This window comes from Pedobacter sp. (genome assembly GCF_965249885.1).
Lineage (GTDB): Bacteria > Bacteroidota > Bacteroidia > Sphingobacteriales > Sphingobacteriaceae > Pedobacter.
This window is the reverse complement of the sequence record NZ_OZ252254.1, coordinates 1,844,051-1,862,278: the sequence shown is the minus strand read 5'-3', so window position 1 is coordinate 1,862,278 and position 18,228 is coordinate 1,844,051. Positions and strand designations below refer to the sequence as shown.

Below are 18,228 nucleotides of genomic sequence, written 5' to 3'. Positions count from 1 at the left end.
GGAAATTTATAAATTGTAGATATGAAATTCGCTTATTCACTAAAGCAAAAAACCAAAATTGCTATCCTCCTATTTATGATTATGGTTTGTATCATTCTCATCAGATTACTTGAAGACAGAAGTATCAAAAATATGGAGACAGCTTTTACATCTTTATACAATGACAGACTGGTACCGGCAACCGACTTGTTTTATATCGCCGAAAAGATCTACGCCAAACGATACCTGCTGGAAGGTTACGTATATAACGAACGAAATCACTTAAATGCTAATCAACTTCGCCTTAAACTAAATGATTACAATAATGATATTGATACATTATTGGCCAAATATGAAAAGACATTTTTAGTAGGAAATGAACGCAATCATTTAGATGAATTAAAATATAAGATAAAAATAAATAAGACCTTAGAAAAAAGTATATTATCAAATCCCACACCTACCGATAAAACTGGAATACGAATTCTATACAATAGTGAAATGGAAGCATCTTTTCTAGACATTTCGGACCGGTTATCACAGCTCACGAGAGTACAAACTACCGTAGGAGAACAACTGAAAGATGAATCTCAAAAAATTGTAAAAGGAACTAGTCTGTATTCAACTTTGCAACTATTAATTGCCATCGTTATAGGCGCACTGATTGTGTCTATTTTAGCTGCTTCAAATGTTATGAATATCCGCAACGACAATTACAATCTTAATTGAGGACCTTCGCAATGACATGTGATATTCGGCAATATTCCGCCATACATGCTTTTATTTAAACATAGTTTGGTAATTATTTTCCTCGCTTTTTAATAATGTACTGCATGTAAATGCTTAAACAGCTAATAATCCGTACTTTTGCATCAATTTTCATCTTAATTGAGTAAATCAGTTATGCATGAGAATACCATTTCGATGGACTATAACATATAATTTATCATACATCTTGAGTACATTAATTGCAGCCGAAGGGCTTGGCCATGCCTATCATGACGAATGGCTATTTAAAAATTTAACATTAGGTATTAATGCTGGACAACGAGTAGCCTTAGTTGGCGTAAATGGCGCCGGAAAAAGTACCCTAATGAAGTTATTGGCGGAACGTTTTGCTCCTTTAGAAGGTAAAATAGTAAAAAATAAATCAGTTAAGATCGGTTTTCTCAATCAGGAACCAAGTTTCCCGAGCGACTCGACCATAAGCGACTTCATATTTTCGTCTGAAAATAAGCAACAGCAACTAATAAAAGAATATGAAGAATTAATTGAGCAAGAGCATCCTGACGAAAAGAAGCTCAATAGATTATATGAAGAATTGAGCGAGCATAATGCTTGGGAATATGAACATCAAATTAAAACTATTTTGAGCCGAATGGGCATTACACAGCTTCAGCAAAAAATAGATACATTATCTGGTGGTCAACGAAAAAGACTGGCTTTAGCTAAACTACTAATTGAAGATCCAGAGATATATGTTTTAGACGAGCCTACCAACCATTTAGATATAGATACCATTGAATGGTTGGAGAAATTACTTACCACGGGAGCTAAAACATTATTGCTTGTAACTCACGACAGATATTTTTTAGATAACGTTTGCAATACTATTGTAGAGTTAGACCGAGGAAAAACGTTCACTTATAATGGCAACTATGCTTATTTCCTAGAAAAAAAGGCGGAACGTGAAGCTCAGGATGATGCGACATTTCAAAAGAATAAGAATTTACTTAAGAAAGAGTTGGAGTGGATGCGTAGGATGCCTCAGGCTAGAACTACAAAGTCACAGGCTAGAATAGATGCGTTTTATGATCTGGAAGATAAAACAAAACAAAGAGTGGACCACCAAAAGGTAACTCTTAATGTGAAGATGTCTAGACAAGGAAATAAAATCCTGGAACTAGATCATATCCACCAACAATTTCAAGATAAAATTATTATAGATGACTTCAGTTACGTTTTTAAGAAAGGTGACAGAATAGGTTTAGCTGGAAAAAATGGCACAGGAAAATCAACACTCCTAAATATCATCACTGGTAATTTATCACCATTAAAAGGTGTTGTAGATTTAGGTGAGACCACTAAGTTCGGCTATTATCGACAAGGAGGTCTTTCTTTCAATGAAAAAGAAAGAGTAATAGATATTGTAAAAGCAGATGCTGAATACATCAAAATGGCAGATGGTCAAACTATTTCCGCTTCTGCACTATTAACTTTATTTTTATTTCCTCCAAAGAAACAACATGGTCTGGTAGAAAAACTGAGTGGTGGTGAGAAAAAACGTTTGCATTTAATGAAAGTGTTGATGCAAAATCCAAATTTCTTAATTCTAGATGAACCTACTAATGATTTAGATATTGACACATTAAATGTATTGGAAGAATTTTTAGAAAATTTTCCGGGGGTGTTAATGCTTGTATCACATGATAGATATCTTTTGGATAAAATGAGTGAACAGCTTTTTATCATGGAGGGCAATGGAAACGTTAAAATTTTCAATGGCAACTATTCCGAACATAGAAATAGTTTGGAAGTGGAAAAAGAACTAGCTCTAAAAAAACAAAAACAAGAGTCCACAAACGACATACCTCCAAGTAAAAGCGCAGTAAGTAAGCTTAGCTTCAAAGAGCAACAGGAATTTAAAAATCTTGAGGAATCATTGGCAGAACATGAAGAGGAGCTAAAAATTTCCACCAATGAATTTAATAACATCGACCCATCAGATTACGTTAAAATAAAAGAATTGTCGGATAAAATTGAAAAATTAAATCAATCCATTGAAATTAAAATGGAAAGATGGATGGAACTTTCAGAAAAACAATAGATGTTTCACGTGAAACAAATAAATAACAGATAAAATAAACTCATGTTTCACGTGAAACATGAGTTAAATATAATACTAATTATGTTTAAAGAGTACGACGTTATAGTAGTGGGTGCAGGACACGCTGGTTGCGAAGCTGCTGCTGCTGCTGCTAATCTAGGTTCATCGGTATTACTAATTACCATGAATATGGAAACTATTGCACAAATGAGTTGCAACCCAGCTATGGGCGGTGTAGCTAAAGGTCAAATTGTAAGAGAAATTGACGCAATGGGTGGTTATTCTGGCATTATTGCAGATAAGACAACTATCCAATTTCGTATGCTAAATAAATCCAAAGGACCAGCGATGTGGAGTCCAAGAACTCAAAACGATAGAAAAAGATTTGCAGAAGAATGGAGACTAGCATTGGAAAGAACTCCAAATATTGATTTTTGGCAAGAAATGGTAAGTTCCCTAATTGTAAAAAATAATACAGTTATTGGTGTCAAAACTAATCTCGGTGTAGAGATAAAAGCCAAATCCGTAGTCTTAACTAACGGCACTTTTCTTAATGGGGTAATACACATTGGCGAGAAAAGAATGGGCGGTGGACGTACTGGAGAAAAATCGGCAACTGGACTAACAGAGCAACTTACTGAGTTAGGCTTTGAAGCTGGAAGAATGAAAACCGGAACTCCTCCACGAATAGATGGCAGATCACTCAATTATGACTTAATGGAAGAGCAATGGGGAGATCAAGATAGAGGTAGATTTTCGTATACCAATGTAGAACTTCCAACCGATCAACGCTGCTGTTGGATTACCTATACTAATGATAAAGTTCATGAAACTTTAAAAGAAGGTTTTGAAAAATCTCCAATGTTTACCGGAAGGATCAAAGGTTTAGGTCCACGTTATTGTCCATCGATAGAAGACAAAATCAACAGATTTGCAGAACGCGAAAGGCACCAAATTTTTGTAGAACCAGAAGGTTGGAACACCTGCGAAATATATGTTAACGGATTCTCTACCTCTTTGCCGGAAGATGTGCAATACAAAGCGTTAACTCAAATTCCCGGATTTGAAAATGCCAAAATGTTTAGGCCAGGATATGCCATCGAATACGATTACTTCCCTCCTACCCAACTCTCATTAACGTTGGAAACTAAGTTAATTAGTAATTTGTTCTTTGCTGGCCAAATTAATGGTACTACAGGTTATGAAGAAGCTGCTAGTCAAGGTTTTATCGCTGGAATCAATGCTCATCAAAAGGTAAATGATCAACATGAATTGATCATGAAACGATCTGAATCATATATAGGTGTTTTAATTGATGACTTAGTTACCAAAGGAACTGAAGAACCGTATAGAATGTTTACATCAAGAGCTGAACACAGGTTACTGTTGAGACAAGACAATGCAGATATTCGTTTAACTCCAATAGCGCATGAGTTAGGCTTGGTAAGCGATGAAAGACTTGCAATTGTAAATGAAAAAATTAAGAATTCAGATGATATAGTTGCCTTTACTAAAAAGCAAGGAATTGAAATGGTAGACGCCAATCCGCTGATGGAAGAATTAGGAACTTCTCCCCTTACCCAAAATGTTAAGCTTTTCAATGTGCTAAGTAGACCACAAGTAAATATCTCGGACTTAAGAAAAGTAAGCGATCCATTAAATGAATTACTGAACAGTTTTGATCAAGAAACTGTTGAACAAGCGGAAATAAAAATTAAATACGAAAGCTACTTCGAGAAAGAACAAGAGATTGTTGCTAAGATGCAAAAGATGGAAGACAAGTCAATTAATCCGGATTTCGATTATAATACTTTAGTATCTTTATCAAAAGAAGCAAGGGAAAAATTATTGAAAATTAAACCGCGTACTTTAGGTCAAGCATCAAGAATTTCTGGCGTTTCACCATCTGATATATCAGTTTTAATGATTCATATTGCTAAATAATTAAATATCAATAAGTTACCTTAAAAAAATATAGAGTTAAAATAAAGCGATATAAGCTAATAACTCTAATTTTTAATATTATTAATCCAAAAACAATTAAAATTGATTAAATCGCTTATAAATGACTAAAAAAGGCAAATTCAATTTTATCGCAGTTTTTTATGCGATTTTAGTAGGAATTTTGATATTACATGGCTGTGCAGCGATGAAGTCACCTGAGGGCGGCCCTCGTGACACCACACCGCCAAAAGTTTTAAAAATGATACCCGAAAATTTAAGTACCAATTTTAAAGCTAAAAAAATTGTGATTGAATTTGATGAGTATATCAAACTCAATAATGAGTACAAGGAATTTTCAATTTCTCCTGAATTAGAAAAAGTGCCAGAACTTAAAGCTAAATTAAAAAGATTGGAAATTACGCTTCCCGATTCTTTGGAAGCAAATACTACGTACACCTTAAATTTTGGAAAGTCAATTGTAGATTTGAATGAAAATAACGAGCTAAAAAATTTCAGTTACGTATTCTCTACCGGACCAACTTTGGATTCTTTAAGTATCAGCGGTAATTTAACCAACTCCCTAACCGGAGAAGCAGAAATTGAAAGTACAGTATTTATCATTCCACTATCCAGAGACAGCTTGTTTGGAAAGAAACGTCCCGCCATTTTCACATTGACTGACAGTAGTGGAAATTTCAAATTGAATAACCTTCGAAAAGATACTTATAAAATTTACGCATTAAAAGAACAAAAAGGTGGTGGAGATAAAATCTACCAACAAGCAACTGACGAAATCGCCTTCTTGAAAAATCCTTTGGTGGTAGAGAAAAATATAGATAGCATTCATTTATCTGTATTTAAAGAAAATGCATCCACGTTCAGAACTTTGGACAAAAGACTTAACCCTGATGGTAGCATTTTTATGAGCTTCAATCAACCTCTAAAAACTGGAGAATTAAATGTGATCTTCCCTCCTAGCGTTGACCAAGGAAAGCAATTCCAATTCTCGAAAAACAAAGATAGTGTTACATTATGGCTTAACGATCTGAGTTTTGACTCGGTTAAAGTTGCGGTAAAAAATAATGGAATACCATTGGATACCGTGAAATTTAGCAGGTCTAAGCGAGAAACCTATAACAGAACAGTAAGTTTCAACGACAATCTAGAAGGTGGCAGTCTAAATCCTTACAAAGATTTAAGTTTAACATTTAACTTTCCTATTAAAAATATAGATGAAAGTAAATTCATTTTGCTTGAAGATAGCATTCCTAGAAAGTTCAGTTTAGTAAAAGATAGCACAAATATCACTAGATACTTTATTAAATATAAGTGGAGAGCCAAAGAAGAATACATTTTATTGCTTAGGGAAAATGCAGTAACAGCAATTTTTGATGCTAAAAATAAAGAAATTAAAAGAACCTTTACATTAGCTGATGCAAATGATTACGGCTCACTCACATTAGCTGTTGAACCGACAGACAGTACAAAAAGATATGTTCTGGAAATTGTAAATAAAGACAAAAATGTATTAGTTTCTTTTCCAATTACGAAAAAAACACAAGTAAAATTAGCCAATTATAAACAAGGTATCTATTATGGCAGAATTGTTTATGACGAAAATAAAAATGGTGTTTGGGACACCGGAGATGTAAAACAAGGTACTCAACCAGAAGCCATTTGGTATTACCCGAAAGAGTTATCAATTAGGGCAAATTGGGATAGAAACGAAGCTATTCAAATACCCAGTGTTGCTCCACTCCCAACACCAAAACCTAAAGAAAAAGTTGAAATAAGAAAGCCTCCGCTACAAAATAATAGAGCAACAGGAGGTTTAGGAATGGGTAGAAACTAGTACTTACTTAAACCAATCCGAATACATGATATAATTATCCGGCAATTTATTTAATAAAGCCCTTTGCTCTTCCGTAATGGGCTTTATTTTTTTTGCAGGTGTACCAGCATAAATATAGCCGCCTTCGCAAATGGTATTTTCTAGCACCACTGATCCAGCTGCGATAATACAATATTCATTAATTTCCGCATGATCCATCACAATGGCGCCCATGCCAATAAGTACGTTATCCTTAACGGTACAGCCATGCACAATTGCATTGTGACCTACATTCACTCTATTCCCAATTGTTGTAGCCGCTTTTAAGTAAGTAGCGTGAATAACAGCACCATCTTGAATATTGCTTTCGTTACCAATGGTAATGCTATTCACATCTCCCCTAACCACAGCATTAAACCAAATAGAACATTTATCTCCAATTTTTACATCGCCAACTATAGTGGCATTAGGTGCTATAAAACAATCGTTTCCAAATTCGGGATTAATCCCTTTTACCGGTAATATAATAGACATGAGATTATGAGTATTGAGATGTAAAACTTATGATTTAGAACCTAAATTATAGTATCAACTAATTCATTTGCGTGCTTTGGATAATCTGTTGTGTAATGTAATCCCCTACTTTCTTTACGCTGCATGGCAGATTTTATGACCAAATATGCTACCTGAATTACGTTTCTTAATTCGCAAAGCTTAACAGAAACTTTATTTTTTTTGTAGAATTCCTCCGTCTCTTCGTATAATAAATAAAGTCTACGCATTGCCCTATCCAATCTAAAATCAGATCTAACAATCCCAACATAATCACTCATTATTTTCTGAGTTTCCCTTAAATTGTGGGTAACCAAAATGTCTTCATTAGATTGAATTACACCTAAATCATTCCATTCTGGAATATGATCTGGAATAGTGTTATGTTGATAACTCTCAATGGCCGATAGGAATATGCGATGCGCAAAAACAGTAGCTTCTAGTAACGAATTAGAAGCCAACCTATTAGCACCGTGTAATCCTGTTGATGAAACCTCACCACAAGCATATAAATTGTTGATAGATGATTTTCCATATTCGTCAACCAATATTCCACCACACATGTAGTGACAAGCAGGCGTAACTGGAATATAATCCTTGGTCATATCAATACCAATAGAAAGGCATTTGGCGTAAATGTTTGGAAAATGCTTCAAAATATCAGCTTTCTTACGCATGGTGATATCTAAATAAACAAAATCATCTCCCGATTTTTTCATTTCATTATCAATGGCACGGGCTACGATATCTCTTGGTGCCAAAGAGCCGCGTTCATCGTATTCGTACATGAACTCCTCTCCTGTTCTTCTGCGCAAAACTCCGCCAAAACCTCTAACCGCCTCCGATATTAAAAATGATGGATACTCACCTGGATGATATAGCGCCGTTGGATGAAATTGAATAAATTCCATGTTTCTAATTTTGCCCTTAGCACGATACACCATTGCCATACCGTCGCCAGTAGCTATTACAGGATTAGTGGTGTTAGCATATATGTGTCCTGCACCGCCGCTAGCCATCACGGTAACGTTGGCCAATATCTTCTCCACATTGTTATCCTCTGTGTTAAAGGCATATATCCCATAGCAGTTGATATCTTTACTACTCTTATCCACATGTTTTCCCAGGTGATGCTGGGTAATCAGTTCTAAACAGAAGTAATGTGTTAATATCTCGATGTTATCATTTTGATGGATTTGCTTCAACAAAACACTTTCTATCTCGTAGCCAGTAACATCTTTATAATGTAGTACTCTATGCTCCGAATGACCTCCTTCCTTTGCCAAATCAAACACTCCAGCTGGATTTTTATCGAAGTTGATACCATAATCTATGATCTCCTGAATTCTTTCAGGACCTTCTTTCACCACGATTTCCACAATTTCCTCATCGCATAAACCATCCCCCGCAATCAATGTATCCTTGATGTGTTTTTCAAAGGAATCTTCTTTATCAACAACTACCGCCACTCCTCCTTGCGCATACTTCGTATTTGATTCGTCTTCGTTAGATTTAGTGACTATCAACACTTTACCAAATTTAGCAGCCTTAAGTGCAAAACTAAGTCCAGCTATCCCCGATCCTATTACTAAAAAATCGACCTTTTTCATTAAATTAAGCTATATATAACAAGTATGTTGATAACCTTAACAACCGTGTGAATTGAATGTACAAATTATCCTAACAAATATATTTGAATGTTTAAAGCTAAGCTAAAAAGGCAAATTCGTAACAATCTTTTACATAATTTTTAAGCACCTTTACCTAGGTTATCAACTTTTAACAACATAATTAACAATAAACATTTAGCTATTGATAATTTAATCGTCAAAAAAATATCTCATTGATTTTCAATGAAAGAATAAAATAAAAACTCAACAAAAATGTTGGTAAGTATAGGAAAACTCACTTCACAAAATTTTTAAGCAATACTTTTTTCACACTTTCAACACACTAATAAAGAATAAGATTTTATTTAAATAATTAAATTATATTTTTTTGAGATGTTGATAGCGTTGTAGGAGCGTTCAAAGCTGTGTATCTTTACAAAAAATTAAAGCCCATTTTAAAAACGCTTCAATGTCTTTCTAAAAGCATTTGTTGCTAAAAATGATATTAATGGAAATTTTAGAAGAATTAAATAGAAAAGGTTACTTAGAGGAGAAAATAGATCCAACGTTAGATTTATTTGCGGAAATTGAGCGATTAAAGAAGGAAAAAAATGCGATTATTTTAGCGCACTACTACCAAGAACCTGACATTCAAGATATTGCAGATTATATTGGCGATAGTTTGGGCCTCTCACAAGAAGCAGCAAAAACAGACGCTGATGTGATTGTATTTGCTGGTGTGCATTTTATGGCCGAAACAGCAAAAATTTTATCGCCGCAAAAAAAAGTTTTACTGCCAGATTTAAAAGCTGGATGTTCGTTAGCCGACAGTTGTCCACCACATTTGTTTAAAAAGTTCAAGGAAAAATATCCAGATCATTTGGTGATTACTTACGTGAACTGTACTGCAGAGCTAAAAGCGCTAAGCGATATTGTTTGCACATCAACAAATGCAGTACAAATTGTGGAAAGTTTACCTAAAGATCAGAAAATCATTTTCGGGCCGGATAAAAACCTAGGTGCCTACGTCGCAAAAAAAACAGGAAGAGATTTAGTGTTGTGGAACGGGGCGTGTATGGTACACGAAATTTTTTCGAGGGAGAAAATTACCAAGCTGAAAGAACGCCATCCAAATGCAAAGTTTATTGCACATCCAGAATGTGAAGAAGCAGTATTGCAAATGGCAGATTACATTGGATCTACCACTGGTTTACTGAAATACACCATCAATAGCGAAGCAAAAGAGTTCATTGTAGCTACTGAAAGTGGCATTATCCACCAAATGGAGAAGGCTTGTCCGGATAAAACCTTTATCCCTGCGCCACCAACCAATGCTTGTGCTTGCAACGATTGTCCGTACATGAAACGAAATACACTAGAAAAGCTTTACTTATGCATTAAAAATGGAATGCCTGAGGTTACTGTACCAGCTCACATTATTGACGATGCAAGAAAACCTATCGAAAGAATGTTAGAAATTTCGGCAAAATTGGGTTTGTAAGATGATGAGGATGCTTTTTTATAGAAATTTGGTGTTGATAATTGTCGTTTTTTTAACGTCTTGTTCTTCCATAAAAGAACAGAACTTCACCATTACTGAAAAGAAGCATAGTGTTGCCGCATTGCAACAGGATGTTGATTTAACTTATCAAATTTTAAAAGATGGACATCCTGGATTGTATTGGTACATTACTAAGAAGCAATTAGATGGTAAATTCGATAGTTTAAAAAAGGCGATAAATGAACCACTTACCACTGTACAGTTTTATCAAAAATTAGCTCCAGTGGTAGCAGCCATAAGGTGCGGTCACACTGCTTTACGCATTCCTTCAACAAATCCCTTGGATAAGTTAGAAAAGGAAGCGATAAAAAATAAAATTTATCCCTTAAGGCAATTTAGTTATGCAGTTGCTGATGATAAATTGATAGTGATTAACAATAAGAGTAAAAATAAAAGCATTAAAACAGGCACTGAAATTTTAGAGATAGATGGTAAGCCTGTTAGAGATATATTCAACACAGTTTCAACTGGATTTAGTTATGATGGCTACAATGTACAGCCAAAAGATAAACGCATTGAACGATCTTTCCCACAACTTTATAAAATTTATTTCGACGAGAAGGACAGTGTATTAATCAAGTACAAAACAGATACAAATACGGTAGAAACTTTTATTTCTTTTTACGACAAAAAGAAAGATGACGTAGAGAAAAAGAAGCTAGATACTGCAAAAAAAGTTGCTAAAACGAACTTTAAAAATCCTGTAAAAAGCTTAAAATATAGAGGAAATAAGGTTAATAATGAGTACCAACTCGATTTTAAATTTCTAGATCAAGGCAAGGATGTAGCGTATATTAAAATCAAAAGTTTTTCGGTACCTACCGCAAATTTTCCGGCATTTTATAAACAGTGTTTTGATAGCATTGCGTTAGCAAAAAGTAAAAATTTAGTAATCGATATTAGAAATAATCCCGGCGGAACATTAAGCGCTAGCTTAGCACTTTTTGCCTATCTTACCGATAAGGAGTTTGTTTACTTAGCTAAGCCAATTAATAATGGAAATTTTAATGCTAACAAATACGAAACTGGCTTAAAGAAGTTGAGCTATTACCTAACCGGGTTTAATGACAATGGTAACTTATATGAGGATAAGGACGGAAATTTCTTTTCTTTTATGAAAGGTTATACCGCTCAAAAACCTAATAAAAATAACTATAAAGGCAAGGTATATGTGCTAATTAATGAGTTTAGTTTTTCAGCATCTTCATTGCTAAGTGCAAATTTAAAAGGTAGTAAACGTGCTACATTTGTAGGTACAGAAACTGGCGGAGGAGCAAACCAATGTACAGCTGGCAGGATTCCGGTGGTGACTTTAAAAAACACCAAATTAGGGCTAAGATTAGGATTAAATAGAATGGCTCCGGTTTATCAACAAGAGCTTTATGGCAGAGGTGTTTTTCCAGACATAGAAATACAATCGAGCTTACAAGATAGAATAAGCAATTACGATAGAGAATTGCAGTGGATTTTAACAGATATTAAAGGAAAAGGATAATGTTTGAAAATAAAGAGCGTACTTCATTAGAAGAATTAGGTGAATTTGGGTTAATTAAACACTTAACGGATAATTTCAAAATTAAACATGAAAGTTCCGTTAAAGGTGTTGGAGACGATGCTGCAGTGTTGGATTTTAAGGATAAGCAAACTTTAATTTCAACTGATCTATTGTTAGAGGGAGTTCATTTTGATTTATCTTATGTTCCCTTAATGCACTTAGGATATAAAGCAGTACAAGTAAATTTAAGTGATATTTATGCTATGAATGGTGTCGCTTCACAAATTACGGTATCATTGGGTGTATCATCTAAATTTCCTTTAGAAGCCATAGAAGAAATATATAAGGGCATTGAGCTAGCTTGCAATAAGTTTAATATTGATCTAATTGGTGGAGATACATCTTCGAGCAGACAAGGTTTAGTAATTAGTATCACTAGTATAGGATATGCAGATAAAGCAGATGTAACTTATCGAAATGGGGCGCAAGAGGGCGACTTATTGTGTGTATCTGGTGATTTGGGTGGCGCTTATGTTGGTTTACAAATTTTAGAAAGAGAGAAACAAATCTTCTTGGAAAATCCGCAAATACAACCAGATTTGGAAGGAAAAGATTATGTGATAGAACGTCAACTAAAACCTGAAGGTAGGAGAGATGTAGTAGATCTTTTATCGCAGATTGGGGTAAAACCAACAGCTATGATTGATGTTTCCGATGGATTAGCATCAGAAATTTTACATATCACTACGCAAAGCGATAAAGGTTGTACAATTTATGAAGAAAAACTGCCGATAGATCCAGTAACTTACGAAACAGCTAGAGAAATTGGTTTGGATCCAACGGTTTGCGCATTAAATGGAGGCGAAGATTATGAACTGCTTTTCACTATAAAACAAGCTGATTATGAGAAGATTAAGAACGATGTGGATATCAGTATAATTGGTCATATCACGGATAAGAACTCAGGAGTTAAAATGATTTCCAAATCGGATGTAGTGCATGAACTTAAAGCCCAAGGTTGGAATGCATTTAAAAAAAATTAACTCATTGGCGTAAGAGAATTGCATTAGTATAATTTCATTAAATTATTTAAAGCTTATTATATATATTGGCGTTCTTAAACACAAACGCTATTGAAGAGAATATTTGTATTTTCTTATCATGGTAGGGAAACTTATCAAACTGGTTTTAATAGGCTTTTAAGTATGGCCGAATATCTTTCCAATACCTATGAAGTACATTTTGTGTACGGAAATAGGAACAAAGTGGAAAGACCTATTAAAATTAAGGGCAACCTGATAGAAATACCTATGAGCTATGCTCCAGGCTTTTTTCATAATCTTTACAAAGGATTAATTGAAAGTGGTAGAAGGGTAGTTGCTAAATTTTTATTGGCTTGCTATTATTCTATCACAGGAAAGGAAATATTTGATCTCGGAAGAGAGTTCAACAAATACAAAAAGAAAACAAACATCAACCTCACCAAGGAGGATATCATTTTAGTTTCTTTCCCTTCACTGGCCATTCATAATTTAGGTTATGCTTTAAAACAGGAGTTTGGCTGTAAGTTGATACTCGATTACAGAGATCCAGGGGTATTTGGTTATAAGCAGATAGAAGACAATAAAATTCTCTCTTTTTTAAGGAAGAGGTTCCTCAAGCGAAATGAATTAAGAAATTTAAAAGCAGCAGACTTAATCATTACCATTTCCGAATCTATTCGGAATCTATTTCCAGAGAAATATAGGAGCCAAATCGAAGTAGTGAGAAATGGCTATGACTTTAAAAAGGTTAATTTTAATTTGATCAATCATCATCCATATACTTTTAAGTTAATTTATTTGGGCACCGTGTACAATGATCAATTAGAAGATATTACATTTTTTAAAGCGATTAGAAAACTCATTGACTTGTATTTAGTTCAGCCTCAGTATTTTCAAATTAGATTTATCGGTACCGGAGAGTCTTTAAGGCTAAAAGAAATTATAAAGCATTTTCACCTAGAGCCATACGTTTATATAAGTCAAAAAATGCCTATCGATCAAGTATATACGGAATTATACAGTGCAGCTATGTTTTTCCATTTAAAATATGGAAATAGGAGGGAGATCATCACCACTAAACAATATGAATATTTGGCCTTTCAAAAACCAATTCTTTTGCCTGTTAATGATCATGGTGATTTACAGGAAAGCATTAACAAATATCAGGCTGGCTATATATGTAAAGATGAACATGATCTCATTAGCTTTTTAAAACAAAGCTTAGATAACCATTTTAATAATCAACCGGTTAGAGTTGATAGAACTCAGGAAGAACTTTATCATTTAAGCAGACAGGGACAAGAAGAAAAGTTATTAAAACTCATTGAAAAACTATAACTCTTCGTTATCTAAAAATCTGCTATCAATTTGCTTATTTGCCTTTGTTTTTGCTCCTAGTTTTTTAATTTTCTCTACTTTGCCAATTAAATTTCCGGAGCCGTACTGTAATTTTTTAAAAGCATCATCATGCGCTTTTTGAGTTTGTTCAATGTGCTTTCCTATTTTCATCATATCATCTAAAAAGCCAACAAATTTATCATACAAAGCACCAGCTTCTTCAGCTATTTCAAAAACGTTCTTGTTTTGTCTATCAATTTTCCAAATGCTTGCAATAGTCCTTAGTGTAGCTAAAAGCGTAGTTGGACTAACTAATACGACCTTTTTGTTCCAAGCATAATTAAAAAGTTCTGTGTCTGCTTGTATGGTTACACTAAACGAAGCTTCAATAGGTACAAACAGTAAAACAAAATCGGGCGAGTTAATTGAATATAAATGCTGATAGTTTTTAGCAGACAATCCGTCGATATGGCTTTTAATTGAGAGTAGATGCTGCTTTAAGAAAATTGTTTTTTCTTCTTCTGTCTCTGCACTCACCCATCGCTCATAAGCTATCAACGAAATTTTAGCATCTATAATCAAGTTTTTTTCGTCGGGCAGGTTAATTACTACATCTGGCTGTAATCGTTCGCCCTCGGCGCTATTATGGCTTTTCTGAATGCTATATTCTCTGCCTTTAACTAATCCAGATGTTTCTAATACACGTTCTAGGATAATTTCGCCCCAGCTTCCTTGCTTTTTGTTATCACCTTTAAGCGCCTTGGTAAGGTTATTTGCATCCGTTTGTATTTGCTTACTTTGGTCCATTAGTTGAAAAATAACACCTTTTAACTGACTTCTTTCAGCGGCTTCAGTTTGGTAAACCTTTTCTACTTTCTCTTCAAAGGACTTAATGTTTTCTTTCAGCGGATTAATAATTTGATCTAAATTACTTTGATTCTGTGCAGTAAATTTTGCAGATTTTTCCTCTAATATTTTGTTGGCAATATTGGTAAATTCCAGATTAAACTTTTGTTGTAATTCTTCCAGATTTTGTTGTTGCCTCAAAGCTACTTCACGCTGTGCTTTCAAATTTTCTTCAGCTCTAGTTGCTCTATTGTTTTCGTTAATGAAGTTCGCTCTTATTTGGGTAATTTCTTGTTGTAAGCGTTGGTTTTCTTCCCTTAAAATAACAACAGCGGGCAACTCTTGCTCATTTGGCTTACTCGATTTTTTGATAACTAACATCAGTAAAAAAACCAGAATGACAATAAGTAACGCAACAATAGCAATTTCCATATCTAAAAATTTTTAAGCAATACAAAATAACGAAATAAATGATGCTAGCTATATTCATTTACAAGTAAACATTATATTTAGCACATGGATAAACTTTTGGTTTTAATACAATGTAAGGATGAAGTAGGCTTGGTGGCTAACATCACCAGAATTTTGGCAACTCACCAGCTCAATATTATCGCCATGCGGGAATTTGTTGATGAAGAAGAGCAACGGTTTTTCGCAAGAATTTCTTGTAGTGCCAGTAATACAAATATTGATCAATTAAAACTGGAACTAGAAAAAGCATTACCTGAAAATGCATTCGTAAACGTAGTTCCAAAGGCAGATAAGCGAGTTGCTGTTTTGGTGACTAAAGAATTCCATTGTCTATCGGATATTTTGATTAGAAACTATTTTAGAACGCTGGGAGCAGAAGTTAAATGTGTAATTGGTAATTACGAAAATTTGAAGGCATTATCGGAAAAGTTGGAAGTGCCATTTCATTACGTTTCCCATGAAGGTTTACCTAAAGAAAAATTCGAAGAGTTGATCATTGAAGAGTTAGGTCAATATCAGTTGGATTATATCGTATTAGCGAAGTTTATGAGAATCATTTCGCCCGCTTTTGTGGCTAAATACCAGCATAAAATCATCAATATACACCACTCCTTTTTACCAGCCTTTATCGGGGCTAGTCCATATCAGCAAGCATTTAAAAGGGGCGTTAAAATTATTGGTGCTACCGCTCATTTCGTAACAGATGATTTGGATGAGGGTCCAATCATTACGCAGCAAACTATCCATGTGAACCATACTTATGATGCTAAACAAATGGCTATTGCAGGAAGGGAAATTGAAAAATCAGTGTTAAGCAAGGCGCTGGAACTTGTTTTTGATGATAGAGTTTTTGTAGTAGGTAACAAAACAGTAGTTTTTGAGTAAAAATGAAAGCAATTATATTAAACCTGTTATTGTTAATTACTTCGTTCGTTTCAATGGGCCAGAAAAAAATAGTCCCAGGAAGTGTAGAATTTAAAGAAGATTTTGGTCTTTTTGGAAAAAAATCAAACATTAGTTTCTTAAATAGACTTAAGCTATATCCATTTAATAAAGCAGCGCAAATAAAACTGGTTTCTTTTAACTATGATGACAGAGAAATAGAGGATACAACTTATTATAATCCTGTGATGCCGAAACTGCAATATGCTATTTGTAGATTACCATTTACAGAAGTTAAATCATTAAACTATTTGCTAGTAGATAATCTAACCGACATTTTATTTAATTACGGATATATAAGAAAACCAAACATCATAGAGTTGACAAAATGTTACGAACCAAGGAATGGCATACTTTTTTTAGATGAAGAAGGAAAAGTATTTGAGTTTATAGAAGTATGTTTTGGCTGCAAAAAACTAGTGTACAGTTATCAAGAAGAGGCAAAAACCGATGATTTTGAAAGGCCTAAATTTAAAATGTTAAGAGAACTTTTCTTGAAATCAAAGATAGAATATGGAATAACGAAAACATTTGAAGGTCAAACTATGAATAATTGGACTACAAATTAAATACTCATTAACACCATTTCACCAGCATCATAACCAGTTTGGCTTCCAATAGCTATGCCCATCCCGTTGCACCTTACTGCACAAAAAATATTTGGCTCCACTTCTTCAATTATTGGGGAGAGTTGAGCGCCGAAAGCCATAATTCCACTCCATTTTTGCTCAATCTCGAAAGAAGTATTTGGTAAAATTATCTCCTTCAGTAATCGTAACAATGTGTTTTGTACCAAGGGAGTTTCACCAAACTGATGAGTTTGTTCTGTAAAGAAATCTAAATTTCTTCCACCGCCTAACAAAACCCTGTTACCCACATTTCTAAAATAATAGTAACCTTTGTCATAGTGGAAGGTGCCTCTAAATTGAAGATTATCGATATGTTTGGTAATGATTACTTGCCCTCTTCCGGGTTTTATATCTAATTTTGGCATAAGTTGACTAGCAAAAGCATTAGTACAGCACAAAAGTTTTTTAGATTTAAAAATGCCTTGTTGGGTTTCAACAAATACCGCAGATTCTTCTGTTTTAAAACTTTTTACTTCACAATTATTCAAAATTAATACGTCTAAGGAAACGGCTAGAGCAATCAACGCTTTGATCATTTTACCTGGATCAAGCTGGGCTTCCAAACGATTTTCAATAATCGTATCTATTTGATGGAAGCCAAACTGATTTAATCGATTTTCAGCCATTTTAAAAGTATCAACTTCGCCAGTGATATCCTTTAAAAGCTGATTGTAATGCCCAATTTTTGATACACATTCCTCTGAAAGTGCTAGTTGAGCAGTGGTGAAAAGTTCAAAACCACCATTATTTTCAAGCGCCAACTGTTGATCGCTAACGATAGAACGCAACTTTTGTAAACCTTTCCACCTTTTCTCCACCAGTTGATGTAGTCCGTCGGTTCCTGCTATTTTTTCTTGCTCAATTAACTCTGAAATACTCCCAAAGCAGGCAAATCCTGCATTTTTCGTACTTGCTCCAGATGGTAAAAAACCACGTTCTAGTATTGTTACGTTAAGTTTAGGGGCTATTTTTTTAATGGTGATAGCAGCATTTAATCCTACTATGCCACTTCCAACAATTAATACATCTGTGTTGTAAAAGTTTGCCTTTTCCCAATATGATAAGTTGTTGACTTCCATTAAAATAATGTAAAAAATTTATTGATGTTAAAGATGGGAACACTTTTTGATTTATAAAAGGTGGATACACAAACATTATTT

Annotated in this window: 14 protein-coding genes; 10 read left to right on the top strand and 4 right to left on the bottom strand. The window is 34.2% G+C overall.

The genetic code is table 11. The features are described from left to right. Positions 1 to 21: 21 nt before the first annotated feature. From ACY2A0_RS07910 to ACY2A0_RS07895, 4 genes are all read left to right on the top strand, one after another. Positions 22 to 708 (top strand): MCP four helix bundle domain-containing protein, encoded by a 687-nt coding sequence (locus ACY2A0_RS07910; protein ID WP_461789019.1) that lies wholly within the window; start codon positions 22 to 24, stop codon positions 706 to 708. A gap of 178 nt (positions 709 to 886) precedes the next feature. Then, positions 887 to 2,806 carry an ABC-F family ATP-binding cassette domain-containing protein gene (locus tag ACY2A0_RS07905; protein WP_461791320.1) on the top strand — a complete coding sequence of 640 codons (1,920 nt, stop codon included), beginning with the start codon at positions 887 to 889 and terminating at the stop codon, positions 2,804 to 2,806. 81 nt (positions 2,807 to 2,887) lie between these two features. Then, on the top strand, positions 2,888 to 4,750 hold the full coding sequence (gene mnmG / locus ACY2A0_RS07900) for a tRNA uridine-5-carboxymethylaminomethyl(34) synthesis enzyme MnmG (protein WP_461789017.1): 1,863 nt from the start codon (positions 2,888 to 2,890) through the stop codon (positions 4,748 to 4,750). A 121-nt stretch (positions 4,751 to 4,871) separates the two neighbouring features. Further along, on the top strand, positions 4,872 to 6,602 hold the full coding sequence (locus ACY2A0_RS07895; protein ID WP_461789016.1) for an Ig-like domain-containing domain: 1,731 nt from the start codon (positions 4,872 to 4,874) through the stop codon (positions 6,600 to 6,602). Positions 6,603 to 6,605: 3 nt separating this feature from the next. Here the strand turns inward: ACY2A0_RS07895 and ACY2A0_RS07890 are convergent, their stop codons facing one another. Beyond that, entirely contained in the window at positions 6,606 to 7,115 is a 510-nt protein-coding gene (locus tag ACY2A0_RS07890) for a gamma carbonic anhydrase family protein (protein ID WP_461789015.1), read from the bottom strand. A gap of 41 nt (positions 7,116 to 7,156) precedes the next feature. Next, complete coding sequence (gene nadB / locus ACY2A0_RS07885; protein ID WP_461789014.1) at positions 7,157 to 8,743, bottom strand: L-aspartate oxidase; 1,587 nt, start codon at positions 8,741 to 8,743, stop codon at positions 7,157 to 7,159. A 508-nt stretch (positions 8,744 to 9,251) separates the two neighbouring features. On the opposite strand from nadB, the gene nadA reads away from it, so the two are divergent. From nadA to ACY2A0_RS07865, 4 genes are all read left to right on the top strand, one after another. Then, positions 9,252 to 10,244 carry a quinolinate synthase NadA gene (nadA, locus tag ACY2A0_RS07880; protein ID WP_461789013.1) on the top strand — a complete coding sequence of 331 codons (993 nt, stop codon included), beginning with the start codon at positions 9,252 to 9,254 and terminating at the stop codon, positions 10,242 to 10,244. Between the two features lies 1 nt (position 10,245). Next, positions 10,246 to 11,799, top strand: a complete 1,554-nt coding sequence (locus ACY2A0_RS07875) for a S41 family peptidase (protein WP_461789012.1) — start codon at positions 10,246 to 10,248, stop codon at positions 11,797 to 11,799. Then, complete coding sequence (gene thiL / locus ACY2A0_RS07870; RefSeq protein ID WP_461789011.1) at positions 11,799 to 12,842, top strand: thiamine-phosphate kinase; 1,044 nt, start codon at positions 11,799 to 11,801, stop codon at positions 12,840 to 12,842. The genes ACY2A0_RS07875 and thiL overlap by 1 nt, the downstream gene beginning before the upstream one ends. 90 nt (positions 12,843 to 12,932) lie before the next feature. After that, entirely contained in the window at positions 12,933 to 14,180 is a 1,248-nt protein-coding gene (locus ACY2A0_RS07865; protein ID WP_461789010.1) for a glycosyltransferase family protein, read from the top strand. Here ACY2A0_RS07865 and ACY2A0_RS07860 read toward each other — a convergent pair. After that, positions 14,175 to 15,458 carry a DNA recombination protein RmuC gene (locus tag ACY2A0_RS07860; protein WP_461789009.1) on the bottom strand — a complete coding sequence of 428 codons (1,284 nt, stop codon included), beginning with the start codon at positions 15,456 to 15,458 and terminating at the stop codon, positions 14,175 to 14,177. The genes ACY2A0_RS07865 and ACY2A0_RS07860 overlap by 6 nt on opposite strands. Before the next feature lie 84 nt (positions 15,459 to 15,542). Between ACY2A0_RS07860 and purU the strand changes: the two genes are divergently transcribed. Further along, positions 15,543 to 16,382: a formyltetrahydrofolate deformylase gene (purU, locus tag ACY2A0_RS07855; protein WP_461789008.1), complete on the top strand. Its 840-nt coding sequence runs from the start codon at positions 15,543 to 15,545 to the stop codon at positions 16,380 to 16,382. A gap of 2 nt (positions 16,383 to 16,384) precedes the next feature. Continuing rightward, complete coding sequence (locus ACY2A0_RS07850) at positions 16,385 to 17,008, top strand: hypothetical protein (RefSeq protein WP_461789007.1); 624 nt, start codon at positions 16,385 to 16,387, stop codon at positions 17,006 to 17,008. Here the strand turns inward: ACY2A0_RS07850 and ACY2A0_RS07845 are convergent. After that, the gene (locus tag ACY2A0_RS07845) at positions 17,005 to 18,147 is read right to left on the bottom strand and encodes an NAD(P)/FAD-dependent oxidoreductase (protein WP_461789006.1); all 1,143 of its coding nucleotides are present in this window, start codon (positions 18,145 to 18,147) and stop codon (positions 17,005 to 17,007) included. The two genes, ACY2A0_RS07850 and ACY2A0_RS07845, sit on opposite strands and share 4 nt — an antisense overlap. Positions 18,148 to 18,228: the final 81 nt, after the last annotated feature.